The sequence below is a fragment of the Paraburkholderia sp. Ac-20336 genome (assembly GCF_017105025.1).
Taxonomy (GTDB): domain Bacteria; phylum Pseudomonadota; class Gammaproteobacteria; order Burkholderiales; family Burkholderiaceae; genus Paraburkholderia.
The window spans coordinates 1-16,110 of sequence record NZ_JAAGPS010000002.1; the positions used below are offsets into that span (position 1 = coordinate 1).

The window sequence follows — 16,110 nt, forward strand, 5'->3', positions numbered from 1 at the left end:
ACAGCGAGGCGACGTTGCTGTTCGTCGTGCTCAAACCCGTCGACAGCGAGCTTTCCACCGTCGACGCCGAGGTCGACAGCGAGGCCACATTGCTGTTCGTTGTGCTCAGACCAGTCGACAACGAACTTTCCACTGTCGAGGACGACGTCGACAGCGAGCTTTCCACTGTCGAGGACGACGTCGACAGCGAAGCCACATTGCTGTTCGTCGTGCTCAGACCCGTCGACAGCGAGCTTTCCACCGTCGAAGACGACGTCGACAACGACGCCACGTTGCTGTTCGTCGTCGACAGACCTGTGGACAGCGAGCTTTCCACCGTCGAAGCCGACGTCGACAACGAAGCCACATTGCTATTCGTCGTGCTCAACCCCGTCGACAGCGACGAGATAGCACTGACCGTATTCGTCACCACACCCGCCAGCGACTGCAACTGGCTCACGTTCACCGCATCGGTCGCATTGCTGCCCGGCGCCACATTGGTGATCTCGCGCTCCGCGCCCGCCGCGCCCACGCTCACCACGCCGCTTGCCGTGCCCGACAGCGTGCCCGTACCCGGGTTGTAGTACGCCGTATTCGCCGTCCCGACCGTCGAATTCGCGCCCAGCACCACGGAATTATCCACCGCGTCGTTGATGTTGCTGCCCATCACGAACGCGTTGTTGCCCGATACCGTGTTGTTGTTGCCGACCGAATAGGACCCCGAACCGCTGACCACGCTCGGATCGCCGAACGCACCCGAGTTGTTGCCCGTCACCACGTTGCCCGTGCCCACGCTGATCGACGAAGTACCGCTCGCCGTCGCCCCCTGTCCGAACGCCAGCGCATTGTTCGCACCCGCCAGCGCCTGGTTGCCCAGCGAAATCGTATTGCTCGCCGTGATGCCGTTGCCCGCCCGGCGGCCCATCGCGATGTTGTTGCTGCCTGTCACGTTCTGGCCGGACTGGAAGCCCAATCCAACGTTGTTCGCGCCCGTCACGTTGGTACCCGACGTGCTGCCGCCCGCGAAGTTGTTGTCGCCCCCCGACACGTTCGAGCCGCTGCTGTCGCCGATCGCCACGTTGTGATTGCTGCTGACGTTGTTGCCCGCGGCCGTGCCCACCGCCGTGTTGTAGCTGGCTGTCGTGCCCGAACTGCCGACCGTGTCTCCCGCCCCCGCACCCATGGCGGTATTGTTCGCGCCGAAAACGGCGTTGCCGGCATTGAAGCCGTACGCCGAATTGATCGTGCCCGTCACGTTCTGGCCGGAGAAGACCCCAACCGCCGTATTGCCCGAATTCGCCGCGGCTCCGCCCATGCCCGCGCCCTGGCCGACGGCCACGCTGCTGGTCCCCGTGGCCTGGGCGTTTTCGCCGACCGCCACAGTGGCAGCGCCATTCGCAATCGCCGCCTGGCCCATCGCAACCGACCCGCCCCCGCTCGCCGTGGCGTTGTAGCCCAGCGCGCTGTCGCCCGCGGCCGCTGCCAGAGAACTCGTGCCGATCGCCACCGAATTTTGCCCGGTGGCTTTCGGTCCGGTTGCATCGAAGTTGCCTGTACCCGGCGTTGTGCCGCCCCCGAGGGCGATGGCCCCCTGGGCCGTCGCTTGAGCGGAATTGCCCATCGCAATGGTGTTGGCCGCCGTCGCGGAAGTCACGTTCCCCTGGCTAATAGAGAAATTGCCCGAGGCAGTCGACTGACGTCCCAGTGCAATGGCCGTATTGCCCGACGCCGTGTTGGCTATACCGATCGCGGTCGTGCCGCTGCCGGCGAGGAGATTGCCCGTGCCTGCGGCAAAGCCCCCGCCTGTCGACATGTTTCCGTAACCGATGAGAAACGATGGAGCCGATATGGCCCCCGTGGCAAGATTTCCATTGCCGATTAAAACGCCACCGGAAGCGGTAGCACCAAGGGCCTGGATAACGTTACCCGCGCCAAGAATGGTCGCCGCTACCTGCTGGGAGATGAGGTCGGCGTTGCTTACCGCATAGTTCAAAACCCCCGGACCGGTACGGTTGGCCATCTGGATATAAACACCGTTCACTGAAGCCGAGGACGAATTGGGGCCAATGACCACGTCATCGGCTATCGTGCCGGTTCCACCCGAGCCCCCCGTATATTGCGCGAAAGCTGCCGACGGCATCAGGATGGCAGCCAGCACCGCGAGAGCGATGGCGCGCTTCGACACGCGCAAGCCCTGATTTGCCTCGTCATCCGGGCGAGTGAGCGCAATCGGCTCGAGTCCGGTCACATGGCTGCTTCCCCCCTTCCCCCTTGCCAAAGCTGTTTCAGGAACTGCGACCCAGGAGGCCAACGCTTCATTCCATATGCTGCGATAGTTCTTGTTCACAGGTCACCCCGCCATTAATTTTTCAATACTTCCACGCAAACCCAACGATGGTTTTGTCAATTCGTTCAAGCGAACGGACTTATATGCCCTGAATTAAATCAACTGATTTATACGTTCGTTTTATTCACTCAATTGCATTGACTCCCGGTTCAATTCAAAAGGCGCACACCTCCCTGGGGCAGATACATTCCCCATGGCAAAAAATGCTAATTAATTTTTTTCGTGAAAATCCCTATACCGCATTACTCACGTCGGCTTACGAACTCACGGTGCCTCGACTACGCACGCAACAAGTCCTGCCAGCAACCCGTGTCAATGAGCCATAGCATGAGCGACCGATCCTGATTTCCCCATCCCGAATCCGCTTTTATTTCTGATGGATATTTTTCACCAATGATCTGAAGCCGAAGAATTTCAATTACCGCCCCCACACCCGAATCCAGTGAATACGTTCTTTTACTCGCCAACGAGGTTTATCAGGAACGCGCTCATGACTGAACGTGTCCTTTAGTAGTAAAGGCGAACGAGAAAAAAGAACGGACCATCCGATCGGCTAAAAATATTGCTATCGAAAAACTTATTACGATTTCGATCGCCTATTGCAACGGCCGGTCGGTCGAACGCGGTCGCCGTTGCGCGTGAATAGTGAAATTCAGTCAGGAGTCGTACAGGACAAATGGCCGAGCAACCCGCGCTTGCCGCAAGACTCACCCGATCAACCGCCTCCGGAAGAACGCCAGGATTTCATCGCGCGCCCGAACCGTGGGCTGGCCCGCCTCGTCTATCAGATGCGTCGTGACGACACTGTGTGGATTCTTCATCGGGCTATCGGGATTCGCCGCGCTATCAGGCAGCACGCGACCGATGAAGCGATCGCCAAGCGCCTCCTGATAAGCGGCAAAACGCGCCGCCGTGCAAAGTTTGTCGCCATCGAAGCGGTAGGCCAGCACCGTCAGATCTTCAGCCTCCATGCGCGCCTTGATCGCCGCCAGTTCGCCCGGCGCGATATGCATGCCCGCGGGGTTATTCAGCGGCAGCGCGGGTTGAGACAACACCGGTGCGATCACAGACGGTTCGAGCATCATCGTCAGTGCGAAATTGCCGGTCAGACACATGCCGATTGCACCGACGCCCGTCCCGCCGCACTCCTTGTGCGCCAATGCCGCCAACGCCCGCAACCACTGCGTGGCCGGTGAACTCGCATTGGACTGGAAGGCGCGGAATTGGCGGCTGATGCAACTGTTGTAGAACATCGTCAGCATCACGTTCGATTTGCGGAATACCGCGCCGTCCCTGCCGTAGATATGCGGCATATAGACCGTGAAACCCGCATCCCGAACCCAACGCGCAAAGCGCGTGACATAAGGATTGATTCCCGGAATTTCAGCCATCAGAACAACGGCGGGACCGCTTCCCATCACATAGACGCGATGTGTGTTGTCGAGCAGCAGAATATCCCGATGCTCGAAATCGTCGAGCGGATCGGCCTGGTCAAGCGCGGGCATCGTCATGATTGACTCTCTATTCGCAACGTGTTCAATAGGGCTCTCCTGGTGGCATGTTCTGCACGACGAGTCTATGCGGGCTTGACAGCATGACGCCCGCCGCTCGCAACTGCTTGAGGATGCCGAAGAGTAAATCGCTCTTCGTCGAACCCGCGATTCGCGGGCTCGATACGTAGCCCGTCACGCTCAGCGTGATTCCGTCCGGCATGAGCTGACTGAACGTGACGGACGGCGCGGGCTTCTCCAGAATCTCCGGGTGCTCGCGATAGGCATCGAGCAACAGGTCGCGCACCTGCTCGGGATCGGTATTCAGCGGAAACGTCAGCACGAGCGTCGCGACGCCTTGCGTGCTGTTGCCCATCGTCACGTTGCGCAGGTTCTGCGAGATCAGCTGCGAGTTCGGCACGATTACCGTCGAACGATCGCCGAGCTGGATCTCGGTCGCGCGCACGTTGATGCGGCGGATATCGCCTTCGACGCCCGCAATGCTGATCATGTCGCCAACCTTCACCGGCCGCTCGGTCAGCAGGATCAGCCCCGAGATGAAATTCTTCACGATCTCCTGCAGGCCGAAGCCGATACCGACCGACAGCGCGCTGACGATCCACGCCAGGTTGCTCCATCTGACGCCGAGCAGCCCGAGCATCATCAACACGAGCAGCACGTAGCCGACATTGGTGAATAGCGTAATCAGCGACAGGCGCATCCCCGTGTCCATGCCGAGCGCGGGCATGAACTCGTCGTCGAGCCAGCGGCGTACCGAGCGCAGCAGGTAGAAGCCGATCGCGAACCCGATCGCGGCATTCATGATGCGCTCGGGCATGATGTTCAGGCTTTGCAGCTTCTGGCCACCGATCATCGCAAGCACGCTGCCGAGCAGATCGTCCGGCGTCGTGCCGAAGCCGCCCATCAGCAGCGCGATGGCCGCGACCACCGTCAGCAGGCTCGTGCCGAGACCCGACACCACGGTATGCGCCTGAGCAAGATGCCGGTCGTCGAGCGCGAACAGATGCCGGATCTGCCGGCCCGTCGGCAGGCTCGCGGAGAACAGGCTTTGGCTTGCGTCGCGCGTCAGTTGCGTGAGCACGTAGACGCTGCACAGCACGATCTCGAACCACACGAGTTCGTAAGTGATGAAGCGAGCGACCGTGATATAGCCCACGGCCAGCGCGATCAGCGCCGCGGCGGTCGCCAGCGTCACGCCGGCGTGGATCAGCCCGGCGAGCGTCGAGCGTCGCTCGGGCGACTCGCCAGCAGCCGCGAGCGCGCTGCGCACGCGGTTCGAGCGCAGCAGCGACGTGCCGACCGTCAGCGCGACGACGAGCGATACGATGCCGCGGCCGAACAGCGTGACCGACAGGCTCGTGTCGGCGATCCGGTTGACCGATTCGAGCGCGCCCGACAGCAGCAGCAGCGCGGCCAGCACGCCCACGAACGGCTTCATCGCGAGGGCGACCGAATCGGCAAGCGCCGGCAGCCGCCAGCTCGGGCGGTTCGTGCATAGCAGCGCGCGGCCGAGCCCGGCGATCAGCGCACAGGTCACGGCCAGCTTGCCGAACTGGTCCCATAGATCGGCCATCGCCGGCGTGAGTTCGCTGTGGCGCGCCAGCGCGAGATAAAGAACCTGCACGGCGAAAGCCGTTGCCAATAGCGTGGAAATGGCCGTCGACAACGCCAGCGCACTACGGCGCAAACGCGTGGCCGGCAAGCGGTTCAGGCAAAGCCAGGCGAGCGCATGCTCGACGAGCCGGCGGCCGCCGAGCCAGATCGCGAACGCGGCAATCAACAGCAATACGGTGATCGTGCGTTGTCCGGGCACCCAGGACGACTGCAGCATCGCGCGCAGTTCGGCGCCGAATGCACCGAGCCTGCGCTCGTCCTCCGGCGGAAGCCGAAACAGCGGCAACCAGAACCGCGCGCCGAAGATGCTGCCCGAGCGGAACACGAGTTCGTTTTTAAGCAGGCTGCGATGCAGCTTCGCGAACTGATCGGACAGATTCGCGAGGTTGGTTTTCTGATCGGCGGCCTGCTTCAGCGCCGCGTCGATCCGTGTTTTGCGCGCATTCAGGATTTCGCGCTGCTGCGCGACGGCCGGGGTTTCGGGCGCGGCGCCAGCGGCAGGCGGCGGCCCGAGCACGTCGAGTTGTGCCTGGAGCCGCGCGCGCTGCGGAACGAGTTCGCTTTGCAGCTTGCCGACATCGGTACTCAGTTGCTGAGTGGCGTCGTCGAGTGCGTCGAGTGCCTTGCCGCTGGTGACGGTCGAAGTCTGCTGCTTGATGCGGTCCTGTTCGACCTGCATCTGCTCGAGTTGCACAACCGCGTCGCTCAGCGAAATGGCCGGAACGGGCGCGGCATCGACGGTGCTCACGTCCGGAGCGGAAGCCGCGGACGGAAACGCCGATGCGCTCGCCACTGCCGCGAGTTGCAGCAGTGCAATCGATGCGATCCGGCACGCGCCAATAGAGAGTCGTCGCATGAAATCGATCGTGGCCAGAGAGTCCACCCACTCTGGACCCGACTACGGGCGCCTGCTCTTACGCACCGTCACAGGTGTCCGAGCCGAACCCGCCGACGGCACTTCAATGCTGGTCGTGTTCCCGCGCATCGTCCACTCCCGCCGTTTCCACTTCGAAGTCGCGCCGGTCCTTGCCTTTCAGCCAGAGCGGTTCGCGTCCTCGACCACTCCATACCGCGCCGCTTTGAGGGTCGAAATAGCGCGGTTTGATTTTTCGTCGCTTGCCGTTTGGAAACAGCTCCTCCCGATCGAAGTTGAATTCCTCGATCGCGCTCATGATTTCAAGCAGTATCTCGTCTCGAACAAGCGCGCGATCCCTCGCGATCTGGGACTCCAGATCCGTCTTCCTCTGCATGTAACTGGTAAATTTATTCATCACACACCCGGCGGCTCATTTCCGTTTTCAACGGCGACTATTGCTTGAAATTCGTGTTGCCCGACGCTGCATTCCACTACAAACAAGTCGAAATTTATCGATATGGCATCCTGATCATATGGGAAAGCCGCCGGCGCCACGGTCTGGATCGCCCGCGGCGGCGAGAACATTCTCCCCGGATCGATGAAGCTCACTCACGCAGCCTGGTCGTGATTTTTCACACGAGTCTTCGTTAGACGGCGATCACGCCGTCCGCGGCTTCGTTTTACATCGCCTGCGTGTAAGGGCGAACGACGCGGCTAAACGGACCAGTCATCCGTTTGAAAATTATCTTATCCGAATCGTCATTTGATCCAAGAAATCTATTGCAGTCGATCCTGCAGATAGACGTTATCGAAGTCATTTTTCCCAGCCGGGGAATAGGCGAACGGTCCGCTATAGGGTGGTCTGGAAACGGCACACCGATGTAATCGCCGACATTCACGGTCGACTTCGGGCTGTTCCAATTGACCGGGTACTGGAAGCCGGCCAGCATGGTCTGCTTGAGCGGTCCCATGGAGAATGCCGCTTTCAGATGGCTGTCGGTTACCCAGTTGGACACCCGATTCTCGCCGGCGAGCCTGTAGAACACGAACTCCGTATCGGCGGATTTCCCCTTCCCCATCCTCCCCACGCCATTGCGTCGCGCTTGACCCGCACGATATTCACGCTGCGTCGCGCCCTATCTGCCTTGAATAAAGACAAACGACATGGGTGAATAAGCCAGTCAGTCGGCCGCTCATATTTTTATTGAGCGTTTTGAATGAATTGCAACGACTGCTCCCACGAGCCGCATAACCGACGAGGCGGCATTCAGCGACGAGATGCAATCACCGCCGTGCCGTTTTTCTGAAATTCGACAGTCACGGGGACGACCTGCGATAAGGTTTTCAACAGAAGGTCGGGATCGGTACTGGAAAATCCCCCCGTCACGCGATAATCGCCAATCCGGCTATCCGCAAGCACGACCGGCGTTTTCCGGTAGCGCTGCACCTCTTCGACGACGTCCCGCAACGGCGTGCCGTTGAATTGCAGGCGATTGTCTTTCCAGCTTGTCATCGCCTCGAACTGCTGCTGGTCCTGAATCTCGACACTGCCCAGGCGATCCGCGCGGGCCGCCTGTCCGGCGCTCAACGCGACCGGCGCGATCCCGCTCGCCGCGGACAGTTCGACGTTGCCTTCGAGCACGGCGACATCCACGCCGTCGGACATTTTCCGCACCGAGAAGCGGGTGCCGATATCGCGCACGCTGGCGGTGCCCGCCGCGACCTCGAAGGGCCTCACCGCATTGTGGACGACCGAGAACAAGGCCTCGCCGCGCTGCATCGTCACGTCGCGGGAGCGCAGCCGGTTAACGAAGGTCAACTCCGTGTCGGTATTGAGCACGACCTGGCTGCCGTCCGCGAGCGTGGCATCGAGATGTTCTCCGATCGCCGATTGCAGATGCTCGGACGACAAAACCGGATTGACGATCCACAGCGCGGATACCGAACAGAAGAGCAAACCGGCGCCATAGGCCGCCGCGCCCCGATACCAGTTTTGCCTCGGCGCTCGCGGAGCGACCTTCCCGTGTGGCGGGGAAAGAGTCGGGGCGGTTGGGATGGTTGGGGCGGCTGGGGTCAAGCGAGCGCGAGCGGGTACGTCGACATGCCGGCGGTACAGCCGGCCCAGATCGTCGGCCAGCGCGTCGATGGTGCGTTCCGCCGCATGGTGATCGGCAACGTACTGAAGCCGCGCGGGCGCGCTGCTTGCCCACTCGTCGAGTTCGGTTCGAGCACGCGACTTCTCCTCGTCACTGCCAAATGCCAGTGAAACGAGGAGATCATCGGCTACATCGATCTCGGCCTGGGTTAGCGGCATGTCATGCTGCCGACCACAAAGGTTTGCAACCCGCAGTCATCTAGTATTTATAGCGCGGCCTCACGGCATGCCTTCATTGCCTGAACCAGATACTTCTTGATGACCGTCGGGCTGATTTCCATTTCGTGAGCGGCTTCTTCGTATGAGAGACCATTCAGTTTACACAGAATAAACGCTTCGCGACAGCGCGGCGGAAGCCCATCCAGCGCCTGAACAACCTGATCCAGCGTCTGCCGGCCGATGCATTCCCGCTCGGGAGTCACATCGGTGCGTCCGAGTCGGTCGAGCGCATCGTCCCCGGTCTCGTCTTCGCACAATTGCTGGGGCAAGAATTTTCTCCGGCGCGCCGCATCGATCTGCAAATTGCGCGAAACGTGAAAGATCAACGCCGCGGGCGACTGCACCTCGTTCTGCCCGACATAGCGCAACGCCACCTCGAACGATGCCTGTGCAATATCGGCGGCGTCTTCGCTGCTCAACCGTTTGGAGAGATAGCGCCGAAGATCGCCGTAGCCCCGTAAAAGATCGTCCAGTACGCCAGCCATCTTCTTCGCCCCGTGTTTCGATCAACCGCCATGAAGGCACGCCATCGCGCCCACCTGGATATTTCAAGAATAAGACAAGTCCTATGTTCTGGATGACATTATCGTTCCCAATCATTAAACCAACAAAAATATTTTGGCAAATATGGGGCTTTCGACTGTTAAGAAATGACAAATGGCGGGAAGCGGGGCTAAAAATCCGACAAAACGCATGGAATTTCCCAGAAAGACTGTGGTTAACCCTGAACCGATCGCGACAATAGATCGCAAAAATCAAGGCAACGCCGTCGATAGCAATTTTTTTCGAGAAACCGGTGGTCCATTTGTCGATCCCGTTCGCCTTGGTTATTAAAGGCCATACAACGAAGCGGCTGAACCGCAGTTGAGTCATTTTTACTTCGGCGAGGACGAAGAGCGTCGGCCGCGACGTTGAGCAAACGAATAGGTTGCAGATAAACGAGCATCGAAAATAGTTTGTCGATATTGCCAGGACGATTTAACCGTATCCGGTGTCCCTCGCACCGGGTGCTTTTGCGCGGATTGACCTCACCCGCGCGCTTTTTATTCCGTGAAACACGAACGATGTCCGTGAAAAATGAGGGCATCGCATGAGGTTCGGCAATGGGCGCCGCGACAAGCCCAGTATTTGAAAAAAATACCAGCATCGATGACGTCGCGTAACGAGGGGTTACCTGATTGGCCGGAGACCCGGCCAGCAAGATCCAGCATCGACCCAGGTAACACGTAGCCGCGCAAACCGAAGCGGCATTAAAAAAGTCATTCAGGCATGCTAACCGTAGGCGATTCATGATCCAACCCGCTTCGAGTACGCCATCGGCCTGCCACTACCATGACGGGTGGCTGGATATGGTCATAAGGATAACGAACCTCAAGGAAATCGAGCGGCGATATCAGAAAATGATTTCCCGCGCAATGGATATAGAATTTTTCGAGCGTATCAGAGGTATCGTCGACGACCAGGCAACGATCTGCCGGGTGGACGCCGGATGCATTCGCGTCACCGGGATGCTGAAGGCGAGCATGAGCCTGTCGAGAACCCATGCCTGCATCGAGATGCTGCTCAGGCATATTGCCTCTGCTCATGGCCTGCTCCCGCTTGCCGCGCTGGACGTTACCGTCGAGCGTCCCGACGGCAGACCTCATACGAAGGTCGTGAGAATTCCGGCGTCGGAAGGGCGCATGCATCTCGCACACGCCACCGAGGTCCTGAATGCCATGGCGCACGGGCATCTGGCACTTTCCCTGCAGCCGATTTTCAACGTCGGCGAGCAGGACCGTTCGTTATACGACGAATGCCTCGCGCGAGTGATTCTGCCGGAGTCCCATTGCGCGATGATGCCGTCCAGCTTCATCCCCAGTATCGAGCGGGCACTGCTCATGAACGAATTCGACCAGATCGTCGTGTCGTCGGTGATCGACCGATTGGCCGCCGATGACACGCTGATGCTCGGCTGCAACATTTCCGCCGCCAGCGCCGCGCTCTCCCACTGGTGGACCGCCATCATCGACCGGTTGAAGCGTCGGCCGGACATCGCCCGGCGGCTGGTCCTCGAAATAACCGAAACCGCGCCGCTCAAGCCCGCCGAGGCGCAAGAGTTCTCGCGTTGCCTGAACCGGCTCGGCTGCAAAGTGGCGATCGACGATTTCGGTTCGCGCTATGGCACGCAAAACGCCATCGACATCGGCACGCCGGACATCATCAAACTGGATACCTCGTTCCTGACGGATGCAAAAGACACGTCCCACGGCTTCGAACGGCTTCACCGCATGACCGGATTGGCCCGTACCGTCGTCATCGAAGGCGTGGAAGACGAGATGGATCTGGACATCGTCACGCGCGCCGGTTTCGAGTGGGCGCAAGGTCACTTGCACGGCGAGGTGGAGAGCGCCATGTTGCACCAGGTGCCTCCCGCGCATTCCAGGTAGCGGTCGTGAGCGCCTCGCCTCTTTCGCATGTCGTACCGTGAATCGAACGAGTGATCCGATGGACGGCAACCCGAACCACGATACCGATTCCGTATGGCCACGCGCCCTGATTGCGCGCGTGTCGGGGTACGCAATCTTCAGGCTCACCGAACAGGGCGACGTTGCCAGTTGGAACCCCGGCGCGAGGCGCATCGCGGGATACGATTGCGAGGAGATCATCGGCCAGCACTTTTCCCTGTTTTATACGCAGGACGACCAGCTCGACGGCATCCCGCAAGCGGCCCTGCAAGCGGCGCGGGAACAGGGTCAATATGAAACGGAAGGCTGGCGCGTGCGCAAGGACGGCTCACGGTTCTGGGCCACGGTGGTCATCGTGGCGCTCGATGCCGCGGACGGTACATCCATCGGTTTCGGCGAGATCGTACAGGACACCACGGAAAAACGCCTCGCCTGCGAAGCGGTGCTGGACAACGAGCGGCGGTTCAGGCTGCTGGTGCAGGGCGTAACCGATTACGCGATCTTCATGCTGTCTCCCGAAGGCCTCGTGACAAACTGGAACCTCGGGGCCGCGCGCATCAAGGGCTATGAGGCGAGCGAAGTTGTCGGCACGCATTTCAGGCGCTTCTATACGGCTGAAGATATCGCGCGCGAACTGCCTCAGCGCGGCCTGACCATAGCCGCCGACGAGGGGCGCTTCGAAACCGAAGGATGGCGCGTCAGGAAGGACGGCAGCCGGTTCTGGGCCAATGTCGTGATCGACGCGATCCGCGATGAGGACGGCAAGCTGATCGGCTTCGCCAAGGTGACCCGCGACGTGACGGAGCGCAAGAGTGCTCACGAAGAACTTGAAAAATCCCGCGCTGCGCTGCTTCAGTCACAGAAGATGGAAGCGCTCGGCAAGCTGACCGGCGGGGTCGCGCACGATTTCAACAACGTCCTGCAGGTGCTGCGCGGCAACCTGGAACTGCTCGAAGGCCGGCACGGCCGCGACGGGTGGACACGGGAGCGGCTCGGCAAGGCGATCGAGGCGGTCGAACACGGGGCAAAGCTCGCATCGCAGCTGCTAGCCTTCGGGCGCCGCCAGGCGTTGCAGCCGATCGCCGTCAACCTCGCCGCCATGCTGCGCGGCATGGACGATCTGCTCAGGCGAGCATTAGGCGAACTGATCAACGTGGAAACGGTCATTGCCGGCGGCCTGTGGAATACGCTGGTCGACCCGAACCATCTCGAGAACGTGGTGCTGAATCTTGCCATCAACGCCCGGGACGCGATGCCGGAAGGCGGCAAGCTGACGCTCGAACTGTCGAACGCCATGCTCGACGACCACTATAGCGCCCTTGCCGCGGACGTTCGCGAAGGACAATACGTCCTGCTCGCCATTACCGACACCGGAACGGGCATGCCCCCCGATGTCGTGGAACGCGCCTTCGAGCCGTTCTTTACGACCAAGCGCGAAGGGAAAGGCACGGGGCTGGGCTTAAGCATGGCGTATGGCTTCGTCAAGCAGAGCGGCGGCCATATCCGGATTTACAGCGAGCCCGGACACGGGACCACCGTGAAGATCTATCTGCCCCGTTCGATGGATAAGGCCGCCGAGCGCGAACCCGTACACCCGATCGTTCTCGCCGGAGGCTCGGAAACCATTCTCGTCGTCGAGGACGACAGGCGCGTGCAGGCAACGGTCGTGGAAACGCTCAGGCAACTGGGCTATACGGTACTGAAAGCAGACGATGCGCAAAGCGCGCTGGTGATCGTGGAAAGCGGCATCCACGTCGACCTGATGTTTACGGACGTGGTGATGCCCGGCACGATGCGCAGTACCGAACTCGTCAAGCTCGCGGCCCAGTTTCTACCGAACATGAAGATCCTTTTCACTTCGGGATATACGCAGAATGCCATCGTGCATGGCGGCCGGCTCGACCCGGGCGTGCATCTGCTGAGCAAGCCCTACAGCCGGGAACAGCTTGCCTCGAAGATCCGCCGTCTGCTGGGTCCGTCCCCTGCCCCGAACGCCGGTACGGCAACGGCGCCCCTCTCTGCGGGACAAACGCCATCGAACGTGGCGCCTGCGCCAGCCGGCTTCTCCATTCTCATCGTGGACGACGACGACGCTTCTCGCGAAGCCGTCAGCGAGTTGCTGGCCGGCATGGGCTATGACGTGCAACAGGCCGCCGACGCCGAAGCGGCAATGCGGCTATTGGCGACGCGAAAAGCGGACGTGCTTCTCACCGACATCATGCTTCCCGGCATGTCCGGCATTGAACTCGCCCGCGCTGCGCTCGGGCAGCATGCGGACATCAGAATAGTTTTTGCGTCCGGCCAGGAAGCCCCCGCTCCCGAAGAACTCGGCTTCGACTGCGCCTCGCTGCCCAAGCCATTTGCCGCAGAGCAACTGCTGGCGCTGATTGCGGCGATACATGAACAGGCTGAACGCAAAAGCGCCGAATAAGGGTTCTGTTCGACACGGTAACGTCTGCTCAAGGTATCGATTACCTAGGTAACCGATACCTGTAGACCTAGGTAATTTGTGCACCTACCCTGCTTTCAACCCGGTCCGAAACCGGCCATTGAGAGGGATAGGAAACGATGTCGAATCAAGCAACCCAAGAGGTCGATACCAGGACGCTCAGACGCGTCATCGCGGCGGCTTCAATAGGTAATTTCGTCGAGTGGTTCGATTTCGCCGCGTACGGATTCCTCGCGACCATCCTCACTCGCGAATTCTTTCCCGGCAGCGATCCCACGGTCGGGCTTCTCAAGACATTTGCGGTCTTTGCGGTCGCCTTCGCGCTGCGTCCGCTCGGCGGCCTGTTTTTCGGGGTCATCGGCGACCGGTTCGGCCGCAAGCGAACGCTCGCCCTCACCATCCTGATGATGGCCGGTGCCACGACGCTGATCGGCCTGCTCCCGACTTATGCCCGCATCGGCTACTGGGCGCCGCTGCTGCTCACGATCATTCGCTGCGTACAGGGGTTTTCCGCTGGTGGCGAATACGCGGGAGCGTGCGCGTATGTGATGGAGCATGCGCCCCGCCGCCGGCGTGCCTTCTTCGGCAGCTTCGTGCCGGTCTCGACCTTTTCTTCGTTCGCGTGCGCGGCCGTGGTGACTTACGTGCTCGAATCCTCGCTGTCGTCCGCGACGATGGTCGACTGGGGCTGGCGCATTCCGTTTCTGGTCGCGGCGCCGGTCGGTCTTATCGGCGTGTATCTGCGCATGAATCTGCATGAGACGCCGGCTTTCAAGGCACTCGAAGGCAAGAAGAAAGTCGCACACGCCCCCTTGGTGGAAACCCTGCGTTCGCAGTCCGGAAACATACTGAAGCTCGGCGCGTTCATCTCGGTGACGGCGCTCTCCTTCTATACGTTCACAACCTATTTCGCCACGTATCTCCAGGTCGCCGGGCATCTGTCTCGCGGAAGCTCTCTCCTCGTGACCGTTCTTGCGCTGTTCTTCGCCGCGGCATTGTGCCCGCTCGCCGGGCTCTTCTCCGATCGGGTCGGCCGGCGCGCGACGATTGCCAGCACCTGCGTGTTCATCATCGTGTCGGTTTATCCCGCCTTCACGCTAGGCGGCTCCGGCAGCTTGTCCCCGTCGCTGCTCGGCGTCGCGCTGCTTGCCGTGGGTGCCGTTCTCTCGGGCGTGGTCACTGCGCCGCTTCTGTCGGAAGTGTTCCCCACGCAAACACGCTATACGGCATCGGCCATTACTTATAACCTCGCGTACACGATTTTCGGCGGCACCGCGCCGCTCGTCGCGACCTGGCTCATCTCCGTGACGGGAACGAACCTCTCGCCGGCCTATTACCTGATCGCCGTATCCATTTTCGCCATGCTCGGCGGCCTCTCGCTGCGAGAGACTTCCACCACCGCACTCGAGGAAGCCGGCACGACGCACGACAACGACGCGGCGTCCGTGAAGCACGCCGTCAAACGGCCCGTCTGAGCGCGTTCGGTGCGCTTCCGACCCGCTTTTGACCTGCTTTTGACCTGCTTCTGACGCTGACCTGCAAACCTGAACGGATTTAGGCAATGAGTACTCTTCACGATTCGAGCATCATCATCGATGGTCTGAACATTTCGAAATTCGAACGCTCGGTGTTCGAAGACATGCGCAAGGGCGGCGTCACCGCCGTGAACTGCACGGTCTCCGTGTGGGACGACTTCCAGAAGACCATCGACAACATCGCGGAAATGAAGCAGCAGATCCGCGAGTACAGCGAAATCCTCACGCTCGTGCGCACGACCGACGACATCCTGCGCGCCAAAAAAGAGAATAAAACCGGCATCATCTTCGGCTTCCAGAACTCGTACGCCTTCGAAGACAACCTCGGCTATATCGAGGTCTTCAAGGAACTCGGCGTGAACGTCGTGCAGCTTTGCTACAACACCCAGAACCTCGTCGGCACCGGCTGCTACGAGCCGGACGGCGGCCTCTCGGGCTACGGGCGCGAAGTGATCCAGGAGATGAACCGCGTGGGCATCATGGTCGATCTCTCGCACGTGGGCGGCAAGACTTCGTCCGATGCGATCGCCTGCTCGAAGAAGCCCGTGACGTATTCGCACTGCTGCCCGTCGGGCCTGAAGGAGCATCCGCGCAACAAGAGTGACGAGCAGTTGCGGGAAATTGCCGATGCGAACGGCTTCGTGGGCGTGACGATGTTCGCGCCGTTTCTGAAGAAGGGGCCGGACGCGACCGTCGAGGATTATCTCGAAGCGATCGAATACGTGGTCGATGTGATCGGCGAGGACAAGGTGGGGATCGGCACGGACTTCACGCAGGGCTATACGACGGAGTTCTTCGACTGGATCACGCACGACAAGGGCCGCTACCGCCGTCTGACGGATTTCGGCAAGGTGGTGAATCCGGAGGGCATCCGCACGATCGGCGAATTCCCGAACCTGACGGCGGCGATGCAGAAGGCGGGCTGGAGCGAGGCGCGCATCCGCAAGGTGATGGGCGAGAACTGGCTGCGCGTGTTCGGTGAAGTCTGGAACGGCTGA

Annotated in this window: 12 protein-coding genes; 4 read left to right on the forward strand and 8 right to left on the reverse strand. The window is 60.7% G+C overall.

The annotated features are described in order from the left end of the window. The 8 genes from GXB81_RS01910 to GXB81_RS01945 form a co-directional block, all read right to left on the reverse strand. Positions 1–2,326: ESPR-type extended signal peptide-containing protein (locus tag GXB81_RS01910; RefSeq protein ID WP_346777766.1), on the reverse strand; the 2,326-nt coding region annotated here is incomplete at its 3' end. 707 nt (positions 2,327–3,033) lie between these two features. Beyond that, entirely contained in the window at positions 3,034–3,837 is an 804-nt protein-coding gene (locus GXB81_RS01915) for a dienelactone hydrolase family protein (protein WP_167050435.1), read from the reverse strand. Positions 3,838–3,862: 25 nt separating this feature from the next. Further along, complete coding sequence (locus GXB81_RS01920; RefSeq protein WP_205988164.1) at positions 3,863–6,307, reverse strand: DUF3772 domain-containing protein; 2,445 nt, start codon at positions 6,305–6,307, stop codon at positions 3,863–3,865. Between the two features lie 103 nt (positions 6,308–6,410). Further along, positions 6,411–6,722: an H-NS histone family protein gene (locus GXB81_RS01925; RefSeq protein ID WP_167050439.1), complete on the reverse strand. Its 312-nt coding sequence runs from the start codon at positions 6,720–6,722 to the stop codon at positions 6,411–6,413. After that, positions 6,722–6,916, reverse strand: coding sequence for a hypothetical protein (locus tag GXB81_RS01930; RefSeq protein ID WP_167050441.1), 195 nt, complete (start codon positions 6,914–6,916; stop codon positions 6,722–6,724). Before GXB81_RS01930 ends, GXB81_RS01925 begins: the two co-directional genes overlap by 1 nt. Positions 6,917–6,987: 71 nt before the next feature. Then, on the reverse strand, positions 6,988–7,386 hold the full coding sequence (locus tag GXB81_RS01935) for a hypothetical protein (RefSeq protein WP_205988165.1): 399 nt from the start codon (positions 7,384–7,386) through the stop codon (positions 6,988–6,990). A gap of 188 nt (positions 7,387–7,574) precedes the next feature. After that, positions 7,575–8,621: a FecR domain-containing protein gene (locus GXB81_RS01940; protein WP_205988166.1), complete on the reverse strand. Its 1,047-nt coding sequence runs from the start codon at positions 8,619–8,621 to the stop codon at positions 7,575–7,577. 47 nt (positions 8,622–8,668) lie between these two features. Then, complete coding sequence (locus tag GXB81_RS01945) at positions 8,669–9,166, reverse strand: RNA polymerase sigma factor (protein WP_167050447.1); 498 nt, start codon at positions 9,164–9,166, stop codon at positions 8,669–8,671. 804 nt (positions 9,167–9,970) lie between these two features. Here GXB81_RS01945 and GXB81_RS01950 point away from each other — a divergent pair. The 4 genes from GXB81_RS01950 to GXB81_RS01965 all read left to right on the forward strand — a co-directional run bounded on the left by GXB81_RS01950 (position 9,971) and on the right by GXB81_RS01965 (position 16,110). Next, positions 9,971–11,110 carry an EAL domain-containing protein gene (locus GXB81_RS01950; protein WP_167285745.1) on the forward strand — a complete coding sequence of 380 codons (1,140 nt, stop codon included), beginning with the start codon at positions 9,971–9,973 and terminating at the stop codon, positions 11,108–11,110. 58 nt (positions 11,111–11,168) lie between these two features. Next, a complete protein-coding gene (locus GXB81_RS01955; protein WP_205988167.1) occupies positions 11,169–13,559 on the forward strand; it encodes a PAS domain S-box protein in 2,391 nt (796 codons plus the stop codon). 137 nt (positions 13,560–13,696) lie between these two features. Continuing rightward, positions 13,697–15,052 (forward strand): MFS transporter, encoded by a 1,356-nt coding sequence (locus tag GXB81_RS01960; RefSeq protein ID WP_167050454.1) that lies wholly within the window; start codon positions 13,697–13,699, stop codon positions 15,050–15,052. A gap of 86 nt (positions 15,053–15,138) precedes the next feature. Beyond that, positions 15,139–16,110 carry a dipeptidase gene (locus GXB81_RS01965; RefSeq protein WP_205988168.1) on the forward strand — a complete coding sequence of 324 codons (972 nt, stop codon included), beginning with the start codon at positions 15,139–15,141 and terminating at the stop codon, positions 16,108–16,110.

Bases quoted from the DNA above. Each gene is read 5' to 3' on its own strand.
- GXB81_RS01935 (WP_205988165.1), bottom strand. From the start codon at position 7,386: ATGGGGAAGGGGAAATCCGCCGATACGGAGTTCGTGTTCTACAGGCTC.
- GXB81_RS01950 (WP_167285745.1), top strand. From the start codon at position 9,971: ATGATCCAACCCGCTTCGAGTACGCCATCGGCCTGCCACTACCATGAC.
- GXB81_RS01960 (WP_167050454.1), top strand. From the start codon at position 13,697: ATGTCGAATCAAGCAACCCAAGAGGTCGATACCAGGACGCTCAGACGC.
- GXB81_RS01915 (WP_167050435.1), bottom strand. From the start codon at position 3,837: ATGACGATGCCCGCGCTTGACCAGGCCGATCCGCTCGACGATTTCGAG.
- GXB81_RS01920 (WP_205988164.1), bottom strand. From the start codon at position 6,307: ATGCGACGACTCTCTATTGGCGCGTGCCGGATCGCATCGATTGCACTG.
- GXB81_RS01955 (WP_205988167.1), top strand. From the start codon at position 11,169: ATGGACGGCAACCCGAACCACGATACCGATTCCGTATGGCCACGCGCC.
- GXB81_RS01965 (WP_205988168.1), top strand. From the start codon at position 15,139: ATGAGTACTCTTCACGATTCGAGCATCATCATCGATGGTCTGAACATT.
- GXB81_RS01945 (WP_167050447.1), bottom strand. From the start codon at position 9,166: ATGGCTGGCGTACTGGACGATCTTTTACGGGGCTACGGCGATCTTCGG.
- GXB81_RS01940 (WP_205988166.1), bottom strand. From the start codon at position 8,621: ATGCCGCTAACCCAGGCCGAGATCGATGTAGCCGATGATCTCCTCGTT.
- GXB81_RS01925 (WP_167050439.1), bottom strand. From the start codon at position 6,722: ATGAATAAATTTACCAGTTACATGCAGAGGAAGACGGATCTGGAGTCC.